Annotated in this window: 22 protein-coding genes; 14 read left to right on the forward strand and 8 right to left on the reverse strand. The window is 59.8% G+C overall.

The annotated features are described in order from the left end of the window. Window positions 1-77 precede the first annotated feature (77 nt). Window positions 78-3,029, reverse strand: coding sequence for an autotransporter adhesin EhaB (gene ehaB / locus MMW58_RS23060; RefSeq protein WP_241722175.1), 2,952 nt, complete (start codon window positions 3,027-3,029; stop codon window positions 78-80). 503 nt (window positions 3,030-3,532) lie between these two features. On the opposite strand from ehaB, the gene hemB reads away from it, so the two are divergent. Continuing rightward, window positions 3,533-4,507: a porphobilinogen synthase gene (gene hemB, locus MMW58_RS23065; RefSeq protein ID WP_133596330.1), complete on the forward strand. Its 975-nt coding sequence runs from the start codon at window positions 3,533-3,535 to the stop codon at window positions 4,505-4,507. A gap of 155 nt (window positions 4,508-4,662) precedes the next feature. After that, window positions 4,663-6,363, forward strand: coding sequence for a bifunctional ornithine lipid synthase OlsF (gene olsF / locus MMW58_RS23070; protein WP_133596328.1), 1,701 nt, complete (start codon window positions 4,663-4,665; stop codon window positions 6,361-6,363). A 32-nt stretch (window positions 6,364-6,395) separates the two neighbouring features. Here the strand turns inward: olsF and tauD are convergent, their stop codons facing one another. The 6 genes from tauD to mmuP form a co-directional block, all read right to left on the reverse strand. Beyond that, window positions 6,396-7,247: a taurine dioxygenase gene (tauD, locus tag MMW58_RS23075; RefSeq protein WP_241722176.1), complete on the reverse strand. Its 852-nt coding sequence runs from the start codon at window positions 7,245-7,247 to the stop codon at window positions 6,396-6,398. After that, window positions 7,244-8,071, reverse strand: coding sequence for a taurine ABC transporter permease TauC (gene tauC, locus MMW58_RS23080; RefSeq protein WP_159235884.1), 828 nt, complete (start codon window positions 8,069-8,071; stop codon window positions 7,244-7,246). The genes tauD and tauC overlap by 4 nt, the downstream gene beginning before the upstream one ends. Beyond that, window positions 8,068-8,835: a taurine ABC transporter ATP-binding subunit gene (gene tauB / locus MMW58_RS23085; RefSeq protein WP_095094247.1), complete on the reverse strand. Its 768-nt coding sequence runs from the start codon at window positions 8,833-8,835 to the stop codon at window positions 8,068-8,070. Before tauB ends, tauC begins: the two co-directional genes overlap by 4 nt. A 10-nt stretch (window positions 8,836-8,845) precedes the next feature. Continuing rightward, the gene (gene tauA / locus MMW58_RS23090) at window positions 8,846-9,808 is read right to left on the reverse strand and encodes a taurine ABC transporter substrate-binding protein (protein WP_041144238.1); all 963 of its coding nucleotides are present in this window, start codon (window positions 9,806-9,808) and stop codon (window positions 8,846-8,848) included. 221 nt (window positions 9,809-10,029) lie between these two features. After that, window positions 10,030-10,962 carry a homocysteine S-methyltransferase gene (gene mmuM, locus MMW58_RS23095; RefSeq protein WP_241722177.1) on the reverse strand — a complete coding sequence of 311 codons (933 nt, stop codon included), beginning with the start codon at window positions 10,960-10,962 and terminating at the stop codon, window positions 10,030-10,032. Next, window positions 10,949-12,355: an S-methylmethionine permease gene (gene mmuP, locus MMW58_RS23100; RefSeq protein ID WP_241723772.1), complete on the reverse strand. Its 1,407-nt coding sequence runs from the start codon at window positions 12,353-12,355 to the stop codon at window positions 10,949-10,951. The genes mmuM and mmuP overlap by 14 nt, the downstream gene beginning before the upstream one ends. A gap of 236 nt (window positions 12,356-12,591) precedes the next feature. Here mmuP and MMW58_RS23105 point away from each other — a divergent pair, with 236 nt between their 5' ends. The 4 genes from MMW58_RS23105 to eutC all read left to right on the forward strand — a co-directional run bounded on the left by MMW58_RS23105 (window position 12,592) and on the right by eutC (window position 17,687). Further along, the gene (locus MMW58_RS23105) at window positions 12,592-13,974 is read left to right on the forward strand and encodes a glycoside hydrolase family 28 protein (RefSeq protein ID WP_241722178.1); all 1,383 of its coding nucleotides are present in this window, start codon (window positions 12,592-12,594) and stop codon (window positions 13,972-13,974) included. Between the two features lie 159 nt (window positions 13,975-14,133). Next, window positions 14,134-15,513 (forward strand): ethanolamine permease, encoded by a 1,380-nt coding sequence (gene eat, locus MMW58_RS23110; RefSeq protein WP_241722179.1) that lies wholly within the window; start codon window positions 14,134-14,136, stop codon window positions 15,511-15,513. Window positions 15,514-15,522: 9 nt separating this feature from the next. Further along, on the forward strand, window positions 15,523-16,896 hold the full coding sequence (locus MMW58_RS23115) for an ethanolamine ammonia-lyase subunit EutB (RefSeq protein WP_241722180.1): 1,374 nt from the start codon (window positions 15,523-15,525) through the stop codon (window positions 16,894-16,896). Window positions 16,897-16,907: 11 nt separating this feature from the next. Continuing rightward, window positions 16,908-17,687: an ethanolamine ammonia-lyase subunit EutC gene (gene eutC / locus MMW58_RS23120; protein ID WP_241722181.1), complete on the forward strand. Its 780-nt coding sequence runs from the start codon at window positions 16,908-16,910 to the stop codon at window positions 17,685-17,687. A gap of 106 nt (window positions 17,688-17,793) precedes the next feature. On the opposite strand, the gene MMW58_RS23125 is transcribed toward eutC, so the two are convergent. Further along, window positions 17,794-17,970, reverse strand: coding sequence for a hypothetical protein (locus tag MMW58_RS23125; RefSeq protein ID WP_045854146.1), 177 nt, complete (start codon window positions 17,968-17,970; stop codon window positions 17,794-17,796). 273 nt (window positions 17,971-18,243) lie between these two features. Here MMW58_RS23125 and MMW58_RS23130 point away from each other — a divergent pair, with 273 nt between their 5' ends. The 8 genes from MMW58_RS23130 (at window position 18,244) to phnE (MMW58_RS23165) (ending at window position 25,110) form a co-directional block, all read left to right on the forward strand. After that, entirely contained in the window at window positions 18,244-19,053 is an 810-nt protein-coding gene (locus tag MMW58_RS23130) for an ABC transporter substrate-binding protein (protein WP_241722182.1), read from the forward strand. 1 nt (window position 19,054) lies between these two features. Continuing rightward, window positions 19,055-19,873: an amino acid ABC transporter ATP-binding protein gene (locus MMW58_RS23135; RefSeq protein ID WP_133596315.1), complete on the forward strand. Its 819-nt coding sequence runs from the start codon at window positions 19,055-19,057 to the stop codon at window positions 19,871-19,873. Further along, window positions 19,870-20,622 carry an amino acid ABC transporter permease gene (locus MMW58_RS23140; protein WP_241722183.1) on the forward strand — a complete coding sequence of 251 codons (753 nt, stop codon included), beginning with the start codon at window positions 19,870-19,872 and terminating at the stop codon, window positions 20,620-20,622. Before MMW58_RS23135 ends, MMW58_RS23140 begins: the two co-directional genes overlap by 4 nt. Next, window positions 20,612-21,307, forward strand: coding sequence for an amino acid ABC transporter permease (locus MMW58_RS23145; RefSeq protein WP_241722184.1), 696 nt, complete (start codon window positions 20,612-20,614; stop codon window positions 21,305-21,307). Before MMW58_RS23140 ends, MMW58_RS23145 begins: the two co-directional genes overlap by 11 nt. Before the next feature lie 179 nt (window positions 21,308-21,486). Beyond that, complete coding sequence (gene phnC, locus MMW58_RS23150; protein ID WP_133596310.1) at window positions 21,487-22,329, forward strand: phosphonate ABC transporter ATP-binding protein; 843 nt, start codon at window positions 21,487-21,489, stop codon at window positions 22,327-22,329. 23 nt (window positions 22,330-22,352) lie between these two features. Then, entirely contained in the window at window positions 22,353-23,294 is a 942-nt protein-coding gene (gene phnD, locus MMW58_RS23155) for a phosphonate ABC transporter substrate-binding protein (protein ID WP_133596309.1), read from the forward strand. 68 nt (window positions 23,295-23,362) lie between these two features. Further along, window positions 23,363-24,235, forward strand: coding sequence for a phosphonate ABC transporter, permease protein PhnE (gene phnE / locus MMW58_RS23160; protein WP_133596307.1), 873 nt, complete (start codon window positions 23,363-23,365; stop codon window positions 24,233-24,235). After that, window positions 24,232-25,110 carry a phosphonate ABC transporter, permease protein PhnE gene (phnE, locus tag MMW58_RS23165; protein WP_241722185.1) on the forward strand — a complete coding sequence of 293 codons (879 nt, stop codon included), beginning with the start codon at window positions 24,232-24,234 and terminating at the stop codon, window positions 25,108-25,110. Before phnE (MMW58_RS23160) ends, phnE (MMW58_RS23165) begins: the two co-directional genes overlap by 4 nt. Window positions 25,111-25,152 lie beyond the last annotated feature (42 nt).

Genomic DNA, 25,152 nt, shown 5'->3' on the forward strand with positions numbered 1-25,152 from the left:
CAATAATGCCCGTCAACTCCTTGACGGGCATACTTTGAGATTAAATAACCTTTAATGTTTTATCACTGCAAACTATCTTACCAGGTGTATTTAACGCCCACGTTAGCAGACCAGTCCTGATCCACATCCCCGCCGCCGAGGTAGCTCACATCGGAGTAGGCGCTGAAGCTGCGGGTAAAGCTGAACTGCGTACCCAGCCCAACGCGTACCGCAGAACCTTCGGTGCCGTTATCGATAGCATCCCCGTTGACCTTAGCGTTGTTGTCGGCATCGTCATACACGTAGGCCAGCTTGAAGTAAGGCGTAAGCGCCTGATCGCTGCCGTAGCTAAAGGTGTAGCCCGCATCAACGCCCAGCTCATAGCGCATGCTGTCGTAAGACTGTTCGCCTACCTTCATGCCGTTGCTCAGGCGGTAGTCGTCCCCAGACTGGAACAGGCCGGATACGCTGCCGTACGGGGTCACATAGCCCGCATCGCCCAGCTTCCAGTCGTAGCCCAGCTTCAGACCAAAGCCCCAGGCATCCGTGGAAGTCCTGCCATCGACGTACTGGCCGTTGCTCATGCTGGCAGACAGCTCGTTGTTGAAGCGAGAGTAGTTCAGAGAGCCGTCAACGAAAACGTTGTTCGCAAAGCGGGCGGACGAGTAGACGTAGGCCGTCTGGCTGTCCTGATCCACCTGACCGCTGCGATCGCTCAGGTCGCCTTTCACGAAGCCCGCTGCGGCCCCGACGATCCACTGGGCGTGGTTACCCTCAATTTTGCTATCCAGACCAAGCATGACGCCGTTGACGTTCTGATCGTAGCTGATGGTGCCGTTATCGCCGTTGAAGCTGCCGCCGAAGTAGCTGCCCCAGACGCCGCCGTTATCCGCCAGACCGTGCCGGGAGTGGGTCAGACGCGTCGCCACGGTATCCTGCTGCAGGTTCCAGATATTGCTGTTCGCGGACGGGATGCTGAGCGCCATATTTGCGTAATCAGTTAGCGACCGCTGCTGCATAACCACCACGTTGCCTTCCTGCTTAGCCTGCCAGGTGTAGGCACCCAGATCGGCTTTGTTTGCCGCAGAGAAGGTAGCGGTGCTGCTCTTGTCGTTAACATAGACCAGCTCTTTGCCTTTGTAATCAGCAATGGAGCCCGTACCTACCGCGTTATCAATACGCACTTTATAGTTGCCGGTGGCGGCCGCAACGTTATCGCCTGCGTTATCCACTTCAGACTGGTCAAAAGAGGTGTCGGAGTCACCGTTGCCGTTGATGGTCAGGTGACCATCAGAGTTCATGGCGATGATGCCGTAGCCGTAGTTTGGCTTAGCGGTATCGTTAGTGCGATCGTTGGTTAAATCGGCATTCAGCACGAAGCGATTGCTGTGAACGTTTAACACGCCAGCATGTACGTCCCCGCGGGCATCCGTCGAGCTGGTCAGGTTCAGCGTATCGGCCTGCAGCGCGTACGCCGTGCTGTTGCCCACATCGAGAATACCATCGTGGGTGACGTTGACGATGTTGGCATACAAGGCAGCATCATCCACACCCCAGCCGGCGGAGACATCGTCGGCAATCGTGACGATACTGTTGTCGATTGTCAGCGCGTGGGTCGCGACGTGGCCATCTTCCGCGATCTTCAGAGCAGAGCCTCCGGTCAGAGAGATGGTGTCAGAGACCAGGGTGGAATCCGCTACGTTGACCACAGAACCGCTGTTGATGCTTAAAGTATCAATCAGCGACGTTTTGGTGGTATCCCACCGTGAACCGCCGTTCAGCGTCACGTTGAACAGACCGCTCTGATAGACTTCATTGCCGGCAACGTGGCCGTTTTCATTGTAGGCCGTATCGCTGCTGTTGATCCCATAGGTTGACCATGGCCACAGGCTGTTCGCCGCGACATCAATCAGCGTTGCGGTCGCTTCAGTGCCTTCGCCAAAGCTGTCGTAAACGCCATCGCCATCGGAATCGATCTGATGCGTGGAGATCGCGGCCCCCACCCACTTGCTGCCGTTATTCAGCGTGACATCCATGCGGTCGGTGCCGTCCCAACCGTTAGTATCTACGGCAGAATTGGTATCCCGATAGCTGTCCGCACCGCTCGGGAAGAAATTGTGGTCAAAGTTACTGGCAAAAAGGATGTCACCCATCAGGGTAGAGTTAGTGAGGTTAACCGTCGTCTGCATCGCGTTATCCGCATTCGGATTGGCGATAGCGGAGATCGCGACGTCATCAGTATTGAAGCCGGCACCGCCGTTCACGTTCAGGCCGCTACCGCCGTAATCGCTGGCGTTATTGTTGTTGCCGAACCAGCCGGAGGTGCCTTCATCTGACCATGAGCCGGACGTCACGGTAGAATCCGCTACATCGATCGCGTTATGGAACACTTTGCCGCTGTTGACGCCGGTGCTGACGGTATTGTCGTCAATATCCCCCCACTCATAGCCCTGGGTTAGGGTTATGCCGGCAACGTGGGAGTTATTTTTGACGACCAGATCGACCTCCTGATCCAGCGTAATGGCCGTCCCCAGATCGTAAACGTCAACAACGTGCGTATCTACGGATCCATCGGCGTGCGTGCCGTTGTAGGTATAGTGCTCGTAGTTATCATCAATGGTCGAGTTATCAACGGTCAGCGCCAGGCGGTCATAAACGTAGCCGGTAGCGTCACGCCCCACGCAGTCGGTGGTCATGCACTCGGAGGTGATCATCCCGTGAATGGTGCTGTTTTTAATAGTCAGGCTATTGATGTTCGCGTTGGTAGCAAGACCATCGTCCAGATAGTAAGTCGAGATCACGCCATTAACGACGGACTTATTGATGACCGGATAAATGTCACCGTTATAAAGACTATCCGTCGCATAGTTATTCCAGCCTACATAGCCATTATAATAAACACCGTCGACATAGTTAGCGTCGTTATAATGTTTAAATGTCGTGTAGTTGGTTCCAGATATATCAGTAACAGCACTTGCCTGAGAGGTGATTGCCAAAGTGCAGGCTAATGCTAATTGTGAAACTGCAAATTTCTTTTTCCAAGGGTGCATTGTCATCCCTCCTCAGGGACGTAATATCGTTGATCCATCAATTATCAATACGTAGAAGAACATTATTATGCTTCGCGGAACGATTATGCGGTGTCAGCGAGGAAAGGTTCAATTATTCTTTAGCCAAAGTCCGAAACCGGACAATAATTTAATCAGCACAACTCCCGGAAATAAAAAACAAACACTCTAACTTCAGTTAATTAGCCATGAAATAAACACCAGACATAAAACAAACAAATACATTAGCAAACAAACAAAATAACAATGAATAAACAGAGAAAAACCTTCACCATATTAAATATATAATTCCCATTAATTCCTAAAACATCCAATAAAAAACAGCCACTGAAAATATAAATATTCGCCATGCGCATTCAATTCAGCAACCCATTATTATTGCCAGCACCGTCCGGCCGACGGGAGATTTTAAGCCACTTTCGTAAAACGTCCGCCCTCAGGTTCGGGTATACTGCGGTCTTTCATTTCACAAAATCAGGCAAACCATGACAGATTTAATCACTCGCCCGCGCCGCTTGCGTCAGTCCGCTTCGCTACGAGCCATGTTTGAAGAGACAACACTGAGTTTGAATGACCTGGTGTTGCCGATCTTTGTTGAAGAAGAAATCGACGATTACAAAGCCATCGAGGCCATGCCCGGCGTGATGCGCATCCCGGAGAAGCACCTGGCGCGTGAAATCGAGCGTATCGCCAACGCCGGTATCCGGTCGGTGATGACCTTCGGTATTTCCCATCACACCGACGCCAACGGCAGCGATGCCTGGAACGAAAACGGCCTGGTCGCGCGGATGTCGCGTATCTCTAAGGATGCGGTACCGGAGATGATCGTGATGTCCGATACCTGCTTCTGCGAATACACCTCCCACGGCCACTGCGGCGTACTCTGCGAGCACGGCGTAGACAACGATGCCACCCTGGTGAACCTCGGCAAGCAGGCGGTTGTTGCGGCAGCGGCCGGCGCTGATTTTATCGCGCCATCCGCCGCGATGGACGGCCAGGTGCAGGCTATTCGCCAGGCGCTGGATGCCGCCGGGTTTACCCGCACCGCCATCATGTCCTACTCCACCAAGTTTGCCTCTTCGTTCTACGGCCCGTTCCGCGAGGCGGCGGGCACCGCGCTGAAGGGCGATCGTAAAACCTATCAGATGAGCCCGATGAACCGCCGGGAAGCAATTCGCGAGTCGCTGCTCGATGAAGCCCAGGGCGCTGACTGCCTGATGGTGAAACCGGCCGGCGCCTATCTTGATATCCTGCGCGATATCCGCGAGCGCAGCGATCTACCGATCGGCGCTTACCAGGTCAGCGGCGAGTACGCGATGATCAAATTTGCCGCCCAGGCGGGCGCCATCGATGAAGAAAAAGTGGTTCTGGAAAGTCTGGGAGCCATTAAGCGCGCCGGCGCGGATCTGATCTTCAGCTACTTCGCCCTTGATCTCGCCGAGAAGAAAATCCTGCGCTAAACCCGTCTTGCGGGCGACAGGCTGCGCGCGCAGGCCGGGAATTTTCCTGACCTGCGCCGCGCTTTCGGGTCTGCCAATACCGAATCTTCACCCAACTGCAATATAAGCGACACTTCCGCCTTCTACTGTCTCGGCAGGACGGAGGAGGAAGCGCTATGTTTAGTCTCGATCATGTACTCGACGACCTGTGGCCTCAGGCCAGGCCCGCCGCCTGGCAAAAGAAGCTGCTAAAAAAACTGCTCCATGAGGAAGAGTTTCAACAATTTGCCGCCCGCCATCGCCACCTGAAGGGGCTCGATACGGTCGAACAGGTGCTGGAACACCTGAATATTCGCTGCGCGATCCCGGCGCACGATCTGGAACAAATTCCCGAGCACGGCCCGCTGGTGATCGTCGCCAATCATCCTACCGGTACCCTCGACGGCCTTGCGCTACTCTATGCCGTCTCCCGCGTTCGCCGCGATGTAAAAGTCGTGACCAACCGCCTGTTGACCCACCTTGAGCCGCTCAGCTCGCTGTTCATTCCGGTCGATAATATCAACGGCCGTACCGCTAAAGCCGCGCTGCAGCAAATGGATCGCCAGCTGCAAAACGGCGGCGTGCTGATCTTTTTCCCGGCAGGTGAAGTCTCGCGCCTGACGCGCCGGGGGATCCGCGATAAGAAATGGCACCCCGGCTTTATCAAGCTGGCGACCAAATATCGCGCCCCGCTGCTGCCGGTGTGGATCCGCGCGCACAACAGCGCCCTGTTCTACGCCAGCACCCTGCTCTCAGAAAACCTGCCGCTGCTGCTGCTTATGCAGCAAATGTTCCGTCGCCGCAACAGCAGCCTGCCGATCGGCATTGGTCAGCAGATTGCCTGGTCCAGCTGGTATAGCCCGCAGATGTCTCCCCGGGAGCTGGCGGACCGCTGCTATCGCCACGTCGAGCTGATGGGCAAAGGTCTGGCGGGCCTCTTCAAAACGGAAAGCGCCATCGCCCGCCCTGAAGATCGCGCGCTGATAAAACGCGAGCTGCACCGCGCGGAGTGCCTGGGGCATACCGCCGATGGCAAAACCATCTATCTGTGGCAGCGCAACGGTCAGGACGACGCCCCGCTGCTGCGCGAGCTCGGCCGCCTGCGGGAGATCGCCTTCCGCGCGGTGGGGGAAGGTAGCGGCAAGCGTCGCGACGTCGACGGCTATGACGACGATTATCTGCACCTGATTCTGTGGGATGAGGAAGATCTGGAGATCGTTGGCGCCTATCGCTTTATGCCCACCGCAATGCAGCTGGAAAAGCGCGGGCTGGAGGGGATTTACAGCTATAGCCTGTTCCATTACGACCAGCGGATGGACGACATTCTCCAGTACGGCATTGAGCTGGGGCGCAGCTTTATTCAGCCGCGCTACTGGGGACGGCGCGGGCTGGATTATCTGTGGTCGGGGATCGGCGCCTACCTCGCACGCTACCCGCACTACCGCTATCTGTTCGGCCCGGTGTCTATTTCCGGCGGCCTGCCGCCGGCGGCCCGCGATCTGCTGGTGGCCTTCTATCGGCTGTGGTTCCCGGCGACCCACCCGCTGGCGGAGTCGCGGCGTCCCTATCCCGCTTCGCTACCGGACGTGCTGGCGCAGTTTAGCGGCGAGGATTATGCCGAGGATCTCACCCGGCTGAAGTCGCTGCTCGGCAATCTCGGCTGCGCCATTCCGCCGCTGTATAAGCAATACTCCGAAGTGTGCGAGCCGGGCGGCGTGCAGTTTATCGATTTCGGCAGCGACCCTGACTTCAACAACTGCGTGGACGGGCTGGTGCTGGTGGATTTGACGTTTTTAAAAGCCAACCGCTATCAGCGCTATATCGGCGCGCATCTGTAATCAGCCCGGCCTGCGGCGCGCTGCCGCAGGTTTTAACCGGCGCGATAGTACGGCTTATCGCCGAGGATCGTCGCCCGGTGCATAATGCGCCGCTGCGGCAGATAGTCGGCGTTGGCGTAATGCTGGGTGACGCGGTTATCCCAAATCGCCACATCGTTCGGCTGCCAGCGCCAGCGCACCTGAAACTCCGGTTTCGTTATATGGCTAAACAGGAAGTTCAGCAGCGCCTCGCTCTCTTTCTCGGTGACGTCAACAATACGCGTGGTAAAGCCTTCGTTAACGAACAGCGCCTGCCTGCCGGTCACCGGATGCGTGCGCACCACCGGATGCAGCAGCGGCGGGTTCTTCTCCACCGCCTCCAGCCAGCGCCGGTGCTCCTCTTCGCTGCCGCGGTATTTATACTCCTGGAACGATTTACGGAAATCATGCTCCGCCCGCAGGCCGCTCAACAGCTGGCGAAAAGGCTCGGAAAGCGCTTCGTACGCCGCCACGCCGCTGGTCCACAGGGTATCACCGCCGGTGGACGGCAGCTCTTTCGCCGCCAGAATCGCGCCGGCGGGCGGCGTCTCGATAAAGGTGACATCGGTATGCCAGTTGTCGTTATCCGGCGGATTATCATCATGGGTGTCGAGCACGATAATTTCATCGACGCCCGGCGCGTGGGGATAGACCGGATGAATATGCAGGTCGCCAAAGCGCAGCGCAAAGTCACGCTGCTGCTGCGGGGTAATATTCTGCTCGCGCAGGAACACCACCTGATGGCGCAGCACCGCGTGATACAGCTGCTCAAACTGGTTATCGCTCAGCGGACGCGCGAGGTCCACGCCGGCTACCTGCGCGCCAATATAGGGTCCCAGCGGGGTAATGCTCAGACGTTCACTCATTGTACTTCTCCATGCCAGGGCGTCAGGCGACGCTGCAGCGCGCGCAGCCCCAGTTCCAACAGAAACGCAATTATTGCAATCACCGCAATCCCGGCCAGCACCACGTCGGTTGCCAGAAATTCGCCGGCGGATTGCACCATAAAACCTAATCCGCGAGTGGCGGCGATCAGCTCCGCGGCCACCAGCGTTGACCAGCCCACGCCAAGACCAATGCGCAGCCCGGTGAGGATCTCCGGCAGCGCGCCGGGTAAAATAACCAGCCACAGCACCTGCGCGCGGCTGGCGCCTAGCGACTGGGCGGCGCGAATGCGCACCTGCTGGGCGCTTTTCACCCCCGCCAGCGCCGACATCGCCACCGGGGCGAAGATCGCCAGATAGATCAATAAGATCTTCGACGTCTCGCCGATGCCGAACCAGATAACCATCAGCGGGAGATAGGCCAGCGGCGGCACCGGGCGGTAGAGCTCAATTAACGGATCGAGAATGCCACGCACCGTCGGGCTGAGCCCCATGGCGATCCCCACAGGAACGCCGAGCAGCACCGCCGCCAGCAGCGCGATGACGATCCGCGTCAGGCTCGCCGCCAGGTGCTGCCAGAGGGTGGCATCCATAAAGCCCTGCGGGCCGGCAATGGCGATCAGCTTGCGTAGCACCTGGCCCGGCGGCGGCAGAAACAGCGGGCTAACCAGCTGTAGCGCCGCGACGGCCCACCAGATAGCCAGCAGCACCGCCAGCGTCGCCGCGCTCAGCGTCAGCTGGCGGGAAACCGGCCAGCGCCACTTCAGCGGCCGCCGACGCGGTTTATCGTTGATGACCACGCTCATGAGAAGGCCTCCCGTTGTTCAAATACCCGGCTCAGCACGTATTCACGCTGCTCGATAAAGCGCGGATCGGATTTAATGCTGCGGCAGGACTCGCCGGCGACGAAGCGGCGGCCAAAGTCGAGCGGCAGTCGCTCCAGCACCTGCCCCGGGCCGGGCGACAGCAGCACCAGCTCGGTGGCCATAAACACGGCCTCTTCAATATCATGGGTGATAAGCAGTACCTGCTTGCCGGTCTCGTGCCACAGGCCGAGCAGCAGGGTTTGCATCTGTTCACGGGTAAAGGCGTCCAACGCGCCGAACGGCTCATCAAGGAGCAGCAGCTGCGGATTGGCCGCCAGCGCTCTGGCAATCCCCACCCGCTGGCGCTGGCCGCCGGAAAGCTGCCAGATAAAGCGTTTTTCCGCCCCTTCGAGACCCACCTTCTTCAGCATCTGCGCCGCCGTTTCCCGGCGGAGCGCTTTGTCCACGCCCGCCAGCTGCAGCCCCAGCGCCACGTTATCCTGCACGTTACGCCACGGCAGCAATCCTTCATGCTGAAAGACCACGCCGCGTTCGGCGCCCGGTCCCGTTACGCGCTGCCCTTCAAGGACGATGCTGCCGTGCTGATAAGGCACGAATCCGGCAATCAGGTTCAGCAGCGTGGTTTTACCGCAGCCCGACGGTCCAAGGACCACTAGCAGTTCGCCGCTGTCCAGCGTCAGGTTGATATCCGCCAGCGCCGGTTTGCCGCCGTAGTCGGCAAAGAGATGCGAGATTTGCAGCATCGTGACCTCCTTATTTCACAAAACGGTCGGTAACGTACTGGCTGTAATCGGCGCCGGCATCGGGTACTTTGCCCTGCTCTTTGAGGAACTTAGCCGTATCGATAATCGCTTTGTTCACCGGTCCGTTCAGCTCCTGCGCCTGCTGCGCCGCGGTCAGGTAGGTATTGCCCTTCACCAGCCCCGGGACGTCCGCATCCGGCACGCCGCTCAGGCGCGACAGTTTGCTGATATTTTCCGGCTGCTTCAGCCACGCATCCGGGTTAGCAATGTAGGGCTGCTGGGCGTCGATAGCGCTCTTCGCAAAGGCTTTCACAATCTCAGGGTGCTTCTCGGCAAAGTCTTTACGCACCACCCACACGTCCAGGGTTGGCGCGCCCCACTCGCCGACCTGCGACGAATCGGTTAGCACCTTGCCCTCTTTTTCCAGGGCGTTGACCGCAGGGGCCCAGACGTAGGCGCCGTCGATATCCCCGCGCTGCCAGGCGGCAATAATCGCCGGCGGCTGCAGGTTGATAATCTGTACCTGGCCCGGCTTAATGCCCCAGTGCTTCAGCGCCGACAGCAGGCTGTAGTGGGTGGTGGAGATAAACGGCACCGCGATGCGCTTACCAATCAAATCTTCGGGTTTAGTAATGCTCTTTTTCACCACCAGCGCTTCGGAGTTACCGAGCTTTGAGGCCAGCAGGAAGACTTCAATCGGCACCTGCTGACTGGCGGCTACCGCCAGCGGGCTGGAGCCGAGGTTGCCAATCTGGACATCGCCGGAAGCCAGCGCGCGTACGATGCTCGCCCCGCTGTCGAACTTGCGCCAGTCAACGGTCGCACCGCTCTCTTTGGCAAAGGTATTGTCAGCCTGAGCGACTTTCGCCGGCTCGGCAGAGGTTTGATACGCCACGGTGACGTTGACCGCCTGCGCCTGAAAAGCGGCGAAAGCCAGGGCGGCGAAAAGTGTAATGCGCGATGCGTGTGCCATAGTGTCTGCTCCCCTTCGTTGTTATGGGTGCAGTATTTCCGGCCTGATGCGTTTGATGAAGTAATTAAAAATTCTGGCTAATAGCCAATCGTCATTAGAAAAAAACTGGCAAACGATAGTTAAAAATGGGGATTGAGTAGCAGAAGCGCAGGCCCGGTAAGCATAGCGCGAGCGGGGAGATCCCCGGCCGGCGACGCGCTGCGCCGCGGCCGGGAGACCGGTCAGCGTTTGGCCGCCAGCGCGGCAATATCTTTCGGCGTGGTGCGGCAGCAGCCGCCAATCAGTTTTGCCCCCGCCGCCAGCCACTGCGGCAGATACTCGCTTAGGGCGACGCAGGACTCGCCGTGATGGTGCCAGGTTTTGCTCACCGCGTCGTAATGCTCCCCGGAGTTGGGATAGACCACCAGCGGCAGTGCGGTCAAACCGTGCAGGTGCTGCAACGCGGCGGTGGTGTTCTCCAGGGCAATACAGTTAATGCCCAGCGCCACCACCTGCGGATAGTGCGCAAGCGCCGCCACCACTTCGCTCAGCGGCGTGCCGTCGCTGAGATGCCCGGCGTCGCGCAGGGTAAACGAGAACCAGGCGCGAGCGCGCGGGTACGCCGTCAGCAGCGCCGCCAGCGCCTTAATTTCGGCAAAGGACGGCAGGGTTTCGCAGGCCAGCAGATCGGCTCCGGCATCGAGAAGCGCTTCCACGCGCGGGCGATGGAAGGCCTGAAAATCCTCCGCGCTGCGCTGATAATCGCCGCGATATTCCGAACCATCGGCGAGATACGCGCCGTACGGCCCCACCGAACCGGCGACCAGCAGCGTGCCGGCCTGCGGGTTTTCCGCAAGGTACGCCTCCCGCGCTTTACGCGCCAGCTCAACGCTTTTCCCAATCAGCGCTTTCGACTGCGCCTCGTCCAGCCCGCAGGCGGCGAAGCCCGCCGGGGTTGCCTGATAGCTGGCGGTGATCGCGACCTGCGCTCCGGCGCGGAAATAGTCGAGGTGCACGTCGCGAATCAGCTGCGGATTTTCCAGCAGCACCCGCGCCGACCACAGGCTATCGGCCAGATTACAGCCGCGCGCTTCCAGCTCCGTCGCCATCGCGCCGTCGAGCAGCACAAAGGGCTCGCGGGCGAGGATAGAGGTTAGCGGGTTATTCTGCGACATGCTGTTGCTCCCTGTTAAGTTGTCGTGCGTGAGTCAGATACCAGACACCATAGCACAGCGCCACGAAGGGAATTCCGCACCACAGCGCAATGCGCTGGCTGGGGTCAAACGCCAGGCCCACGCAGGCCACCAGGCATAAAATGAACCCCAGCACCGGCACCAGCGGATACCACGGGGCGCGATAGTGCAGCTCGCTCAGGGCTTTACCCTGCTGGAGATGGCGACGGCGGAACATAAAGTGCGAGGCGCAGATGCTGAGCCACACCGCCACCACCGCAAAGCCGGAAATCGCCGACAGCGCGACAAACACCGTATCTGGCGCAATAACGCTGGAAAACAGCGCCAGCACGCCGCCGAGCATGCTCACCGACAGCGCGGTCAGCGGCACGCCGTTCCTGGTCACTTTGGCAAAGCACGCCGGCAGGGTCCGCTCGTTCGCCAACGACCACAGCATCCGCCCGGAGGCGTAGAGGCCGGAGTTGGCCGCCGACAGGATCGCCGTCAGGATCACGAAGTTAAAGATATCCGCCGCGTAGGGGATGCCCACCTTTTCAAAGACCAGCACAAACGGGCTTTTCTCCACTCCCGCCTGCTGCATCGGGATCAGCGCCGCCAGCACAAATACGGTGCCGATAAAAAAGATAATCAGCCGGGCGATGGTGGTACGAATGGCGATCGGGATGACCTTATGCGGGTTTTGCGTTTCACCCGCCGCGATGCCGATAAGTTCGGTCCCGGAGAAGGCGAAGTTCACCGCCACCATGGTCATCAGGATCGGCAGGCCGCCGTGCGGGAACCAGCCTTCAGAGGTCAGGTTACGCAGCCCCGGCGCCGGCGAACCGTCCTGCATCGGGATAATGCCGAATATCGCCGCCCCGCCGAGAATAATAAAGGCGATGATGGTGACGACTTTGACCAGCGAAAACCAAAACTCGCCTTCGGCAAAGAAGCGGGTAGAGATGACGTTAAGGAAGAAAATCACCGCGCAGAACACCACGCACCATACCCACACCGGCACCTGCGGAAACCAGTACTGCATACAGAAACCGGCGGCGGTAAAGCTCGAGCCGAGCGCCACCGTCCACGTCAGCCAGTAGAGCCAGGCTACCGTGTACCCCGTTGCCGGGCCGAGATAGCGGGCGGCGTAGACGTGAAACGCGCCGGTCTCCGGCATCGCCACCGACAGCTCGCCAAGGCACTGCATCACCAGCCAGACCACCAGCGCGCCAATCAGATAGGCCAGCAGCGTACCCGCCGCCCCGGTGGTCGAGATGATATAGCCGGTATTAAAAAACAGGCCGGTACCAATCACGCCGCCCAGCGAGAGCATGATCAGGTGGCGGGTTTTCATGGTGCGCTTCAGCGGCTCACCCTGCTGCGGTGTACTTTGCATATTACCTTCTAAACGTATGGACATCTAAACATCCAAAGAGGTGCAGTTATACCGCGCCGCAGCTGAAATTGCAAAACAAGCGCCGCTTTCCACGCCGTTTTACGGGCGTTTGCCCGAAAAATGAGCGCGGGTTCTGGGCATTTAAATGACAAAAAGCAAAACGTGATCGGCATAAACACAAAAATAAAACAATGTTGCTATTTTTACAAAACACAACACCTAAAAAGGATAATCAGATGACAACCCGCCCCTTTCCTCTGTTGGCTGCCGTCGCTATCGTCGGCGTCATCCCCTTTCATACGGCTCTCGCCGCCAGCAAGGTGACGTTTGCGGATAAAGTCTGCGACGTCACCCAATACGGCGCAGAAGGCCACCGCCTGCAAATTGCACTGAATACCGACGCCATTCAAAAAGCGATCGATGACTGCGCCGCCGCAGGGGGCGGCACGGTGCGGGTCCCGAAGGGAAACTATCTGAGCAATCCGCTGTTTTTGAAGAGTAATATTCGGCTCAGGCTGGAGAAAGACGCGACCCTCGTCGCCTCAAGCGAAATCGCCGCCTGGCGCGCGGATGAAAAAACGCAGTATGCCGCAGCGGAAAACGGCTGGCTGCCGTTTATCAGCATCGCCGATGCGCAAAACGTCGCTATCGTGGGTGAAGGGACCATCGACGGCCAGGGGGCGGTATGGTGGGAGCGCTGGCGAGAAAATATTCGCGCCAGCGGCAAGAAAGGCGGCACCGACCGGCCGCGGCTGATCTACATCACCCGCTCGAACAACGTGCTGATCGACGGCGTGACCCTCACCCACTCGCCCAGCTTCCACATCGTTACCCGCTACGCGCACGATGTCGACATTAACGGCACGCGAATTTTATCCCCGTGGCATGCGCCGAATACCGACGCCATCGATCCTATCGACAGCCAGAACATCCGCATCACCAACAACTATATCGACTGCAATGACGACCATATCGCCATCAAAGCGGAGAAAGCCGATCCGCGCTTCCCCGAAGGGGTGGTCGAGAATATTTACATCGCCAACAATACGCTGAAGCAGGGGCGCGGTATCTCTATCGGCAGCGAAAGCGCCGGCGGCGTCAATAACGTGCTGGTGGAAAACAACGCCTTCGAAGGCTCGATGTACGGTATTCGCATTAAGAGCCCGCGCGGCAAAGGCGGCGAGGTGAAAAATATCGTTTATCGCAACACCAAAATGCATAACGTCGAGGTGCCGCTGGTCTTCTCCGCTTACTACCAGGCCGCGCCTATCGTGCAGGCCGAGGTCGACAAGCAGCTGCAGGCCGGAGGATTTACCCTCGGCGAGCAGATCTATCCGCCGGACGGCGACCCGCAACAGCCGTTCGACAAATATAAAACCCCGCACTTCAGCAACATCACCGTGGAAAATTTAACCTCCACCGGCGATAGCAAAGCGGCGGCCTATATTATCGGCACGCCGGAGGCGCCGCTGAGCGGGTTCCACTTTAGCAACGTCAACATCGAGGCGACCCGCGGTCTGCGCATTCGTCACGCCGAGCTGGAGACACGCGGCCTCAACCTGAAGGTAAAAGAGGGCCCGGTGATTCAACAGGACGCGGGCGCCGTCGTTCGCGACTAGCGCTGCATTTGTGGGCAGCTGCACCAGGACGCATATCTTTGCGCGCGCAGGCTGCCCTTTTTTGGATCGCCCCGCGGCTAATCCCCCGCGTTTATCAGGGCTCTGACCTGGCACTCTCCTTGCAACCACCCGATATCTTTATCTGGCGAGGTCGCAAAAATGACAGAGCAAACCACAACGCTAAAAAGAACGCTCGGCAGTTTCCGCCTGTGGGGGATCGCCGTCGGGCTGGTTATTTCCGGGGAGTATTTTGGCTGGAGCTACGGCTGGTCTCAGGCCGGGACGCTGGGATTTCTGATCGTGGCGCTGGCGGTTGCCGCCATGTACTGCGCCTTTATTTTTAGTTTCACCGAGCTGACGACCGCGATCCCACACGCCGGCGGTCCGTTCGCCTACGCCTATCGCGCTTTTGGCCCCACCGGCGGCTTTATTGCCGGCTTCGCGACGCTGATTGAGTTCGTCTTCGCCCCGCCGGCGATTGCCATGGCGATTGGCGCCTACCTCAACGTCCAGTTTCCGGCGCTGGATCCGAAATGGGTGGCCTGCGGCGCCTACGTTATCTTTATGACGCTGAACATTCTCGGCGTCGGTATTGCCGCCACCTTTGAGCTGATTGTCACCCTGCTGGCGATTTTCGAACTGCTGGTGTTTATGGGCGTGGTCGCTCCGGGCTTCTCATGGAGCCACTTTACCGCTAACGGCTGGGCCGGGGCGGAGAGCTTCAGCGGGCTGGCGCTGCCGGGAATGTTCGCGGCCATTCCTTTTGCTATCTGGTTCTTTCTGGCTATTGAAGGCGCGTCGATGGCCGCCGAAGAGGCTAAAGATCCGCAGCGTACCATCCCCCGCGCGCTGGGCGGCGGGATCCTGACCCTTACCGTGCTGGCGATCGGCGTTATGGTGTTTGCCGGCGGCGTCGGCGACTGGCGGGCGCTCGCCAACATCAACGATCCGCTGCCGCAGGCGATGAAAATGGTGGTTGGTAGCAGCAGCGGCTGGCTGCATATGCTGGTATGGCTGGGGCTGTTCGGCCTGGTGGCCTCGTTCCACGGCATCATCATGGGCTACTCCCGGCAGATCTATTCTCTGGCGCGGGCCGGCTACCTGCCCGCCGGCCTGGCAACGCTCAACCGCCGCACCCGCACGCCGCATCTGGCGATCCTCGCCGGGGGCGTGGTGGGCATTGCCGCTATTTTCTCCGACTCGCTGATCACCATCAGCGGGATGCCGCTCACCGCCTGCATCGTCACGATGTCGGTATTTGGCGCTATTGTTATGTATATCACCTCGATGGCGGCGCTGTTCAAGCTGCGCCGCAGCGAGCCGAAACTGATTCGCCCGTTCCGCGCGCCGCTCTATCCGTGGGCGCCGGCCTTCGCCCTGGCGATGGCGGTGCTCTGCCTGGTGGCGATGGTCTGGTACAACACGCTGCTGGCGCTGATTTTTGCGGCCATGATGCTCGGCGGCTACCTGTGGTTTCGTAAAACCGCGGCGGCCCGCGAGCGCGCGCCGGTGGATCCGCAGCTGCGTATAGTCTCCTGAGGAGGCGGCATGTATAAAACAACGCTATCAGGCCAGGTCTGGCGCTTTGATAGTCTGAAGACGTTAATGGCGAAGGCCTCTCCGGCACGTTCCGGCGATGCCCTCGCCGGCATTATCGCCGATAGCGCCGAAGAGCGGATGGCAGCGAAAATGGCGCTGGCGGAGGTGCCGCTAAAGGCGATCCTCGACAGCCCGCTCATCCCCTACGAGCAGGACGAAGTCACCCGGCTGATTATCGACACTCACGACAGCCGCGGCTTCGCGGCGATTAGCCACCTGACGGTGGGCGACTTTCGCGACTGGCTGCTTGACGACGCCACCGATACCGCCACCCTGCAGCAGGTGGCGCGGGCGATAACCCCGGAGATGGCGGCCGCGGTCAGCAAGCTGATGCGTAACCAGGACCTGATCCTCGCCGCCAGCAAATGCCGGGTAACCACCCGCTTTCGCAATACGATTGGCCTGCCGGGGCATCTTAGCGTGCGTCTGCAGCCCAACCACCCGACCGACGATCTGAAGGGCATCGCCGCCAGCATGCTCGACGGCCTGCTGTACGGCGCGGGCGATGCGGTCATTGGCATCAACCCGGCCAGCGACAGCCTGCCGGTGCTGGCGCAGCTCAACCATATGCTCGACGATATCATTCAGCGCTTTGCGATCCCCACCCAGTCCTGCATTCTGACCCATGTCACCAACACCCTGCAGCTGATTGAGCGCGGCGCGCCTGTGGACCTGGTGTTCCAGTCGGTGGCGGGCACCGAGGCGGCCAACGGCGGCTTCGGTATCAATCTGGCGCTGCTGCAGGAGGCCAGGGAGGCCGCGCTGAGCCTCAACCGCGGCACCCTCGGCAATAACGTGATGTATTTTGAAACCGGCCAGGGGAGCTGTCTTTCGGCTAACGCCCACCACGGCGTCGATCAGCAAACCTGTGAAGCCCGCGCCTACGCCGTCGCCCGCCATTTCGATCCGCTGCTGGTCAATACCGTGGTGGGATTCATCGGCCCGGAATATCTCTATGACGGGAAGCAGATTATTCGCGCCGGCCTCGAGGATCACTTCTGCGGCAAGATCATGGGGCTGCCGATCGGCTGCGACGTTTGCTATACCAACCACGCCGAGGCGGATCAGGATGACATGGACACTCTGCTGACTCTGCTGTGCGCCGCCGGGCTGACCTTTTTAATCGGCGTTCCCGGCGCGGACGATATCATGCTCAACTACCAAAGCACTTCGTTCCACGATGCCCTGTACGCCCGCCGCCTGCTGGGCCTCAGGCACGCGCCGGAGTTCGCCGCCTGGCTGACGAAAATGCAGATAACCGACCCGGACGGCGCGCTGCGCCTGACCGACGCCCGCCATCCTCTGCTTTCCGTGATGGCGTAAGGAGAACCGGTATGAATCGCCCCGACGCCTGGAACCCGCTACGTGAATTTACCGATGCGCGCATTGCGCTGGGCCGCAGCGGCGCCAGCCTGCCAACCCGCGAGGTGCTGAATTTTGGCCTCGCTCACGCCCGGGCGCGCGACGCCATCCACCAGCCCTTTGACAGCGAAGGGCTGGTATCCCCGCTGGCGGAGCTGGGCCTCTCGTCGCTGACGGTGCATAGCGCCGCCGCCGATCGGCATATCTATCTTAACCGCCCGGATCTGGGGCGACGGCTGAACGATGAGAGCCGCGCGGACCTCGCCGCCAGCGGCGCGCGTCCTGCCGACCTGCTGCTGGTTATCGGCGACGGGCTCTCCTCTTACGCGGTGCAGCGCCAGGCCCTGCCGCTGATCCGCGCCCTGCTGCCCTATCTGCAGACGCTGGGGCTGAGCCTCGCGCCTGTGGTGCTGGCCCATCAGTCTCGGGTCGCGCTGGGAGATGATATTGGCGAAACGCTGCGGGCTCGCGCGGTGGCGATACTGATTGGCGAACGGCCGGGGCTTTCGTCACCGGACAGCCTCGGGGTTTACCTGACCTGGCAACCGCATCGTCAGCGGCTGGAGTCGGAGCGCAACTGTATTTCGAATATTCGCCCGGAAGGGCTGGGTTATGATGCCGCCGCCTTTAAGCTGGCGTGGCTGCTGGAGCAGGCTTTTCTGCGCCGGCTGACCGGCGTGCGTCTGAAGGATGAAAGCGATAATCCGGCACTGCATGGCAGGGTGAAACCCCTGGCCATCGGGAAAGATTAAAGCTGCTCGGGGCTGCGGCAGATGAGTTCGGTCGCCGCAACCGCAAGCAGCCTTGTGCTACACAAAGCACACCTCGTTCCAGTAGGCTTCACGCGTCCTGCGCCGCTCAGTATGTTTTATCATGGCGAAACCACCGCGTTTCGACATTCCCCATATCAATGCCGTACAGGCTGGCGACCGGTAATATGGCCTCCATCATTCGCTGGGTATCCTGCTGTCCGGCTTCAGCGTGAGATAGCGAAGCCAGCCAGCGCGTCATTCGTTGCCATAGTGCAAGTTTCATTTTTTCCTCCGTCGGGAAGCATTTCGCCTGGGTCTATTTCAACCACAGCCTGCGACGCTCGGGAAATATCAATTCCGTCTTTTCAATCCCGGAAGATGCATATTACGCGTCTTCTCCAGAGCCGCCGGGCGGGAGTCGCCCTGCGCCAATACCCATGAGCTTGCTAAGTTCTTTTTCGCTATAGATAAGAACTTTTTCTTCTTTGCCGTCAGCGGCCAATTTGTGGGAGCGTAATAACCACAAAACATATACAGGGACTCAGGGGATATAATAATGCGCAAGACAAAAACAAAAATTGCACTGGCGCTGGGCATTCTGGTGCTTGCCGCGCAGGCTCAGGCCGACCAGCTGGCAGACATCAAAGCCGCCGGCGTGGTGAAAGTCGCCACCTTCGACGCCAACCCGCCGTTTGGCTCGGTTGACCCGAAAACGCGCCAGATCGTCGGCTATGACGTTGATTTCGCCCAGGCGCTGGCTAAATCGCTCGGCGTGAAGCTGGAGCTGGTCGCCACCAACCCGGCCAACCGTATTCCGCTGCTGCAGTCCGGCAAGGCCGATCTGATCGTTGCCGATATCACCATCACCCCGGAACGAGCGCAGGTTATTGATTTCTCTACGCCGTATTTTGTCACCGGCCAGCAGTTCCTCGTGCCGGCTAAATCGGCGGATAAGCTTGACGACTACGGCAAAGCGCGCATCGGGGCGGTAAAAGGCACCACCGGCGAGCAGGCGCTGCACCAGCGCTTCCCGCAGTCGCGCGTGCTCTCCTATGACGATATTCCGCTGGCGCTGACCGCGCTGCGTAACGGCAACGTGCAGGCGATTACCCAGGACAGCACCATTCTCGCCGGCCTGCTGGCGGAAGCGCCGGATAAGGCCAACTTTAAAATCATCCCCGATCTGCTGAGCAAAGAGGAGATCGGCGTCGGCGTGAAGAAAGGCGAGCCGGCGCTGCTGAAGGCAGTGAACGACGAGCTGGTGAACCTGGAGAAATCCGGCCAGGCGGCAAAAATTTACGACGTCTGGTTCGGCCCGGCGACCAAAACCCCACAGCCGCGCGCGTTTACCATAGAAGCTAAATAATATGTTATCGGGTTTATTTTCACGCTCCGCGGCCTCGGCCGCGGATTTTTCACATCTGCAGAACGCCAGTATCGAACTGCGTAAAGCGGCAAAAAGCTACGGCGATCATCGGGTGCTTAACGGCGTCGATCTGCAGATAAATCCCGGAGAAGTGGTAGCGATCCTCGGCCCTTCCGGATCGGGGAAATCAACGCTGATCCGCCTGATCAACCAGCTCGAAACCCTGAGCGACGGCGAGATCCTGATCGACGGCAGGCCTACGCGTCAGCTCACCGCCGGCGCGCTTCGCCAGCTGCGCAGCCGCGTCGGGTTCGTGTTTCAGCAGTTTAATCTCTACGCCCACCTGACGGCGCAGGAAAACATCACCCTGGCGCTGGAGCGCGTGCACGGCTGGGCAAAAAATGCCGCCCGCCAGCGGGCGCTGGAGCTGCTGCAGCAGGTGGGGCTGGAGGATAAGGCCAGCCAGATGCCGGCCCAGCTCTCCGGCGGCCAGCAGCAGCGCGTGGCCATCGCCCGCGCCCTCGCCTCTTCGCCGCAAATTATTCTGTTTGACGAGCCGACCTCAGCGCTCGACCCGGAGATGATCGGCGAGGTGCTGCAGGTGATGAAAACCCTGGCGCACAGCGGCATCACCATGGTGGTGGTCACCCACGAGATGCAGTTTGCCCGCGAGATTGCCGACCGGGTGGTGTTTATCGACGGCGGCGATATCCTCGAGGTGGCGCCGCCGGCGGAGTTTTTCGCCCGGCCGCAGCACGCCCGCACCCGCCGCTTTCTGCAAAAGGTGCTTAATCCGCTGCACCAGGAGGGCCTCGAGTGACGCCGATTCTCGACTGGCACGGCGTACTCAGCGGGCAGCCGCTGCAGTGGATCGTCTCCGGGTTTCTCACCACCCTGTGGGTCAGCGTTGCCGGGATGGCGCTGGCGACCGTGCTGGCTATTCTGCTGCTGGCGCTTCGCCTCGGCGGCGGCAGGCCGGGGCGCTGGCTGGTGGCCTGCTGGGTTTCGCTGTTTCGCAACACCCCGCTGCTGGTGCAGCTGCTGTTCTGGTACTTTGCCGCCTGGAACCTGCTGCCCCTCGGCGCCCGTGATTTTATCAACGCCGACCATTCCTGGTCGATTCTGCCGGGTAACGTCTGGTGGCTGACGCCGGAGTTTATCTGCTCGATGTGGGGACTCGGGGTCTTTACCTCGGCGTTCCTGATCGAAGAGATCGCCTCCGGGCTGCGCGCGGTCGGCAGCGGCCAGCGGGAAGCGGCGGTCTCGCAGGGATTTACCCCGTGGGGCGAGCTGCGCCATATTCTGCTGCCGCAGGGGCTGGCTAACGCCTGGCAGCCGATTGTCGGCCAGTATCTGAACCTGATGAAGCTCTCCTCGCTGGCGAGCGGCATTGGCTTTGCCGAACTGACCTATCAGGTGCGGCAAATTGAAAGCTATAACGCCCACGCGCTGGAAGCCTTTGCCGTCGGTACGGCGCTGTATCTGGCGCTCGGCGTGGCAATGGGGCTGCTGCTGACGCGCCTCGGCCCGGGTCATAGTCCGCACAGGAGAGCCCAGCATGAACGCTAATCTGGCGGTTATCGCCGACAATCTCGATTACCTGCTGTGGGGACGCCTGGCGGAAGGCATTCCCGGCGGCGTAGCCCTGACGCTGATGATGGCGGTTGGCGCAGCGGCGCTGGCGCTAACCGGCGGCGTTCTCCTGGCCGCCGTCGCCTGGCGCTATGGCGGAACCGTCCGTCGGCTGCTGTTTTTGTGGGCCGAAATCATTCGCGGTATTCCGCTGATTTTCGTCATTTTTTGGCTCTGGTATCTGCTGCCGATGCTCACCGGCAGCGATCTGCCGGGCGCCGTGACGGTGACCCTGGCGCTGGCGTGGTTTACCGCCGCCTCGGTGATGCACTCGGTGCTGGCCGGCCTACAGTCGCTTCCCGCCGGCCAGTATGAGGCGGCGCGGACGCAGGGCTTTTCCGCCGGACAGGCGCTGCGCCTGATCCTGCTGCCGCAGGCGCTGCGCAACGTGCAGCCTTCGCTGGTGGGGATTTTTATCGGCCTGCTGAAGGATACGTCGCTGGCGTTTATCGTCAACGTCCCGGAGCTCACCACCGTCGCCGGCCAGGTGAACAACCGCGTCCAGATCTACCCGCTGGCCATTTTTGTCTTCACCGGCGCGGTCTACTATCTGCTGTGCTGCGGCCTGAGCCTGCTGGCAAGCCGCCGTTTTCGCTGGCGCAAGCGGCTGAAGCCGGCATAAAAATCGCCGCCGCTCCCGGCGCGTCGCCTCCCTGCCCTTCGCCATCGGAGGGCACTATTTTCGTCCTTTCCGCGGCGACAAATCGCCACCGTTCACTATTTGTTCGCCTTACCGTCATATAACGATCATAAAAAACGCCATTAATAGTGCCCAGTTTAATGACGAACCTGGACGCTGTTATGAATAGTTCTCTCGCTGCGGTAACCGATACCGATTACCCACAATTTAGTCAGCCAGATACCGATCGGCAGCGGAAAGTCTTAAGCGTGCGCGGCCTGAGCAAGTCCTACAGCGCGCAGCAAACCGTGCTGGATGGCATCAGCTTCGATCTCCACGCCGGCGAGCTGGTGGGCGTTATCGGCCGCTCCGGCGCGGGTAAATCAACCCTGCTGCACGTGCTTAACGGCACCCACAGCGCCACCAGCGGCGAGATCCTCAGCTATCCGGAAGTCGGCACCCCGCACGATGTCGCCAAACTTAAGGGCCGGGCGCTGAACGCCTGGCGTAGCGAATGCGGGATGATTTTCCAGGACTTCTGCCTGGTGCCGCGCCTTGATGTGCTGACAAACGTCCTGCTCGGGCGCCTGAGCCAGACCTCGACGCTGAAGTCGCTGTTCAAAGTCTTCCCCGATGCCGACCGGGCGCGCGCCATCTCCCTGCTCGAATGGATGAACATGCTGCCGCATGCGCTGCAGCGGGCGGAAAATCTCTCCGGCGGGCAGATGCAGCGCGTGGCTATCTGCCGGGCGCTGATGCAGAACCCCGGTATTTTGCTGGCCGATGAGCCGGTCGCCTCTCTCGACCCGAAAAATACCCAGCGCATCATGAACGTGCTGCGCGAAATTAGCGAACAGGGCATCAGCGTGATGGTCAACCTGCACTCGGTCGAGCTGGTGAAAGAGTACTGCACGCGGGTTATCGGCGTGGCGCGGGGCAACATTATTTTTGACGACCATCCCTCTCAGCTGAATCAGGATATTCTGCATCGGCTGTACGGGGATGAAATTAGCCAATTGCATTAATTTCCACTCACACGGGCAAAATAATGAAACAATATATCACTGGCGCAGTTCGTTTATCCGCAGCGATCGCGGGCATTATGATGGCATGGCAGGCGAGCGCTGCCGGGCAGCCGAAAGAGTTAAATCTGGGGATCCTCGGCGGCCAGAACGCCACCCAGCAAATTGGTGATAACCAGTGTGTGAAAGACTTTCTCGATAAAGAGCTGAACGTCGATACCAAATTACGCAACTCTTCCGATTACTCCGGCGTTATTCAGGGCCTGCTGGGCGGCAAAGTTGACGTGGTATTGAGCATGTCGCCCTCCTCGTACGCCTCGGTTTATATTAATAACCCGAAAGCGGTCGATATTGTCGGCATCGCCGTGGATGATAAAGACAAGTCTCGCGGCTACCATTCGGTGGTTATCGTTAAAGCCGACAGCCCGTATAAATCGTTAGACGATCTGAAAGGCAAAGCCTTTGGCTTCGCCGACCCGGATTCAACCTCCGGCTTCCTGATCCCGAACCAAACCTTTAAGCAGAAATTTGGCGGCACCACGGATAATAAATATAACAACTTCTTCTCCAGCGTGACCTTCTCCGGCGGCCACGAGCAGGACATTCTGGGCGTGCTGAACGGCCAGTTTGCCGGCGCGGTGACCTGGACCTCTATGGTGGGCGACTACAACAGCGGCTACAGCGTGGGCGCGTTCAACCGCCTGATTCGGATGGATCATCCGGATCTGATGAAGCAGATCCGCATCATCTGGCAATCGCCGCTAATCCCCAACGGCCCGATCCTGGTGAGCAACGCGCTGCCGGCTGATTTTAAAGCCAGGGTCATCACCGCGATCAAAAAGCTGGATACCGATAACCACGCCTGCTTTATCAAAGCGATGGGCGGTACCCAGCATATCGGCCCGGGCAGCGTTGCCGATTTCCAGCAGATTATCGATATGAAGCGCGAGCTGGTGAGCGCCCGTTAATCCCGCCTCCACGCCGCCTCCCGGCTTATCAAGCGCGAGGCGGCGGTATGCTGAAGACCCCTTGACGTATGAATATTTCGAATACCGAATTTGAACGCTATTACCAGCAGGTGCGCGCGCGGCAAAAGCGCGACACCTTTAGCTGGTCGCTGCTGCTGCTGGTGCTTTACTTCGCCGCGGGCAGCGCGGCTGAATTTAATCTCTTCACCATCTGGCACTCCCTGCCAAACTTTCTCGATTACATGTTTGAGACGCTGCCGACGCTCCACGTCAGCGATCTGTTTGCCGATTCGCATACCAAAGGGTCGTTCGCCTACTGGGGCTACCGCCTGCCGATCCAGCTGCCGCTGATTTGGGAAACCCTGCAGCTGGCGCTGGCCTCTACCCTGGTCGCCGTAGTCATCGCCACCCTGCTGGCCTTTCTCGCCGCCAACAACGCCTGGTCACCGCCGCCGCTGCGTTTCGCCATCCGCGTTTTAGTCGCCTTTTTGCGTACCATGCCGGAGCTGGCGTGGGCGGTCATTTTCGTGATGGCCTTCGGCATTGGCGCGATCCCCGGCTTTCTGGCGCTGATGCTGCACACCATCGGCAGCCTGACCAAGCTGTTTTATGAAGCGGTGGAAAGCGCTCAGGACAAGCCGGTTCGCGGGCTGATGGCCTGCGGCGCCTCGCCGCTGCAGCGGGTTCGCTTCGCCCTGTGGCCGCAGGTAAAACCGATTTTTCTCTCCTACGGCTTTATGCGCCTGGAGATCAACTTCCGCTCCTCAACCATTCTTGGGCTGGTGGGCGCCGGGGGGATCGGCCAGGAGCTGATGACCAACATTAAGCTCGATCGTTACGATCAGGTCAGCATCACGCTGCTGCTGATCATCATCGTGGTCTCGCTGCTGGATATGCTGTCCGGCCGCCTGCGACAGTGGGTTCTCGAGGGTAAAAAATGAGTCAGTGGCAAAAACAACCGGATATCGCCGCCAGCCGCCGCCAGCATAAGGCGCTGTATCAGGCCCAGGGACGCTATTTGCGCTACGTCGGCCTGCTGGCGCTGCTGAGCGTGCTCTATTACGTCTGGTTCTTTATGCAGTTTGGTATCAGCGGGGAGCAGCTCACCACCGGGCTGCAGCAAATCAGCCGCTATCTGCTGCGCATGTTCGTGTGGCACGACTTTTTTAACTGGCCGTTCCGCTACTATTTCACGCAGATCGGGATTACCCTGGCGATCGTCTTCGTCGGGACGATCACCGCCACGGTCATCGCCCTGCTGCTCTCTTTCCTCGCGGCACGCAATATTATGCGCGGCTTGATTCCGGGGATTATCGCCCTGCTGATGCGTCGGCTGTTTGACGTCCTGCGCGGGATCGATATGGCTATCTGGGGGCTGATTTTCGTGCGCGCCGTCGGCCTCGGGCCGCTGGCCGGGGTGCTGGCGATTATTATGCAGGATACCGGCCTGCTCGGCCGCCTGTATGCCGAAGGCCATGAGGCGGTAGACCGCTCACCGGGTCGCGGGCTAACCGCCGTCGGCGCCAACGGCCTGCAGAAACACCGCTTCGGCATTTTCACCCAATCCTTCCCGACGTTTCTGGCCCTGAGCCTCTATCAAATCGAGTCCAACACCCGCTCCGCAGCGGTGCTGGGCTTCGTTGGCGCCGGCGGGATCGGCCTGATTTACGCGGAAAATATGCGCCTGTGGAACTGGGACGTGGTGATGTTTATCACCCTTCTGCTGGTGGTGGTGGTGATGGCGATGGATATGCTCTCCGCCTGGCTCCGTCGGCGCTATATCGGCGGCAGCGTAGTGCCGCTGTTTAAATCCTGATAGCGCCAGCCTCCCCGAGGCGGCGCGCTGCGCCCGCCCGGA

Source organism: Klebsiella sp. HC6 (assembly GCF_022605325.1).
Taxonomy (GTDB): Bacteria; Pseudomonadota; Gammaproteobacteria; order Enterobacterales; family Enterobacteriaceae; genus Klebsiella; species Klebsiella terrigena.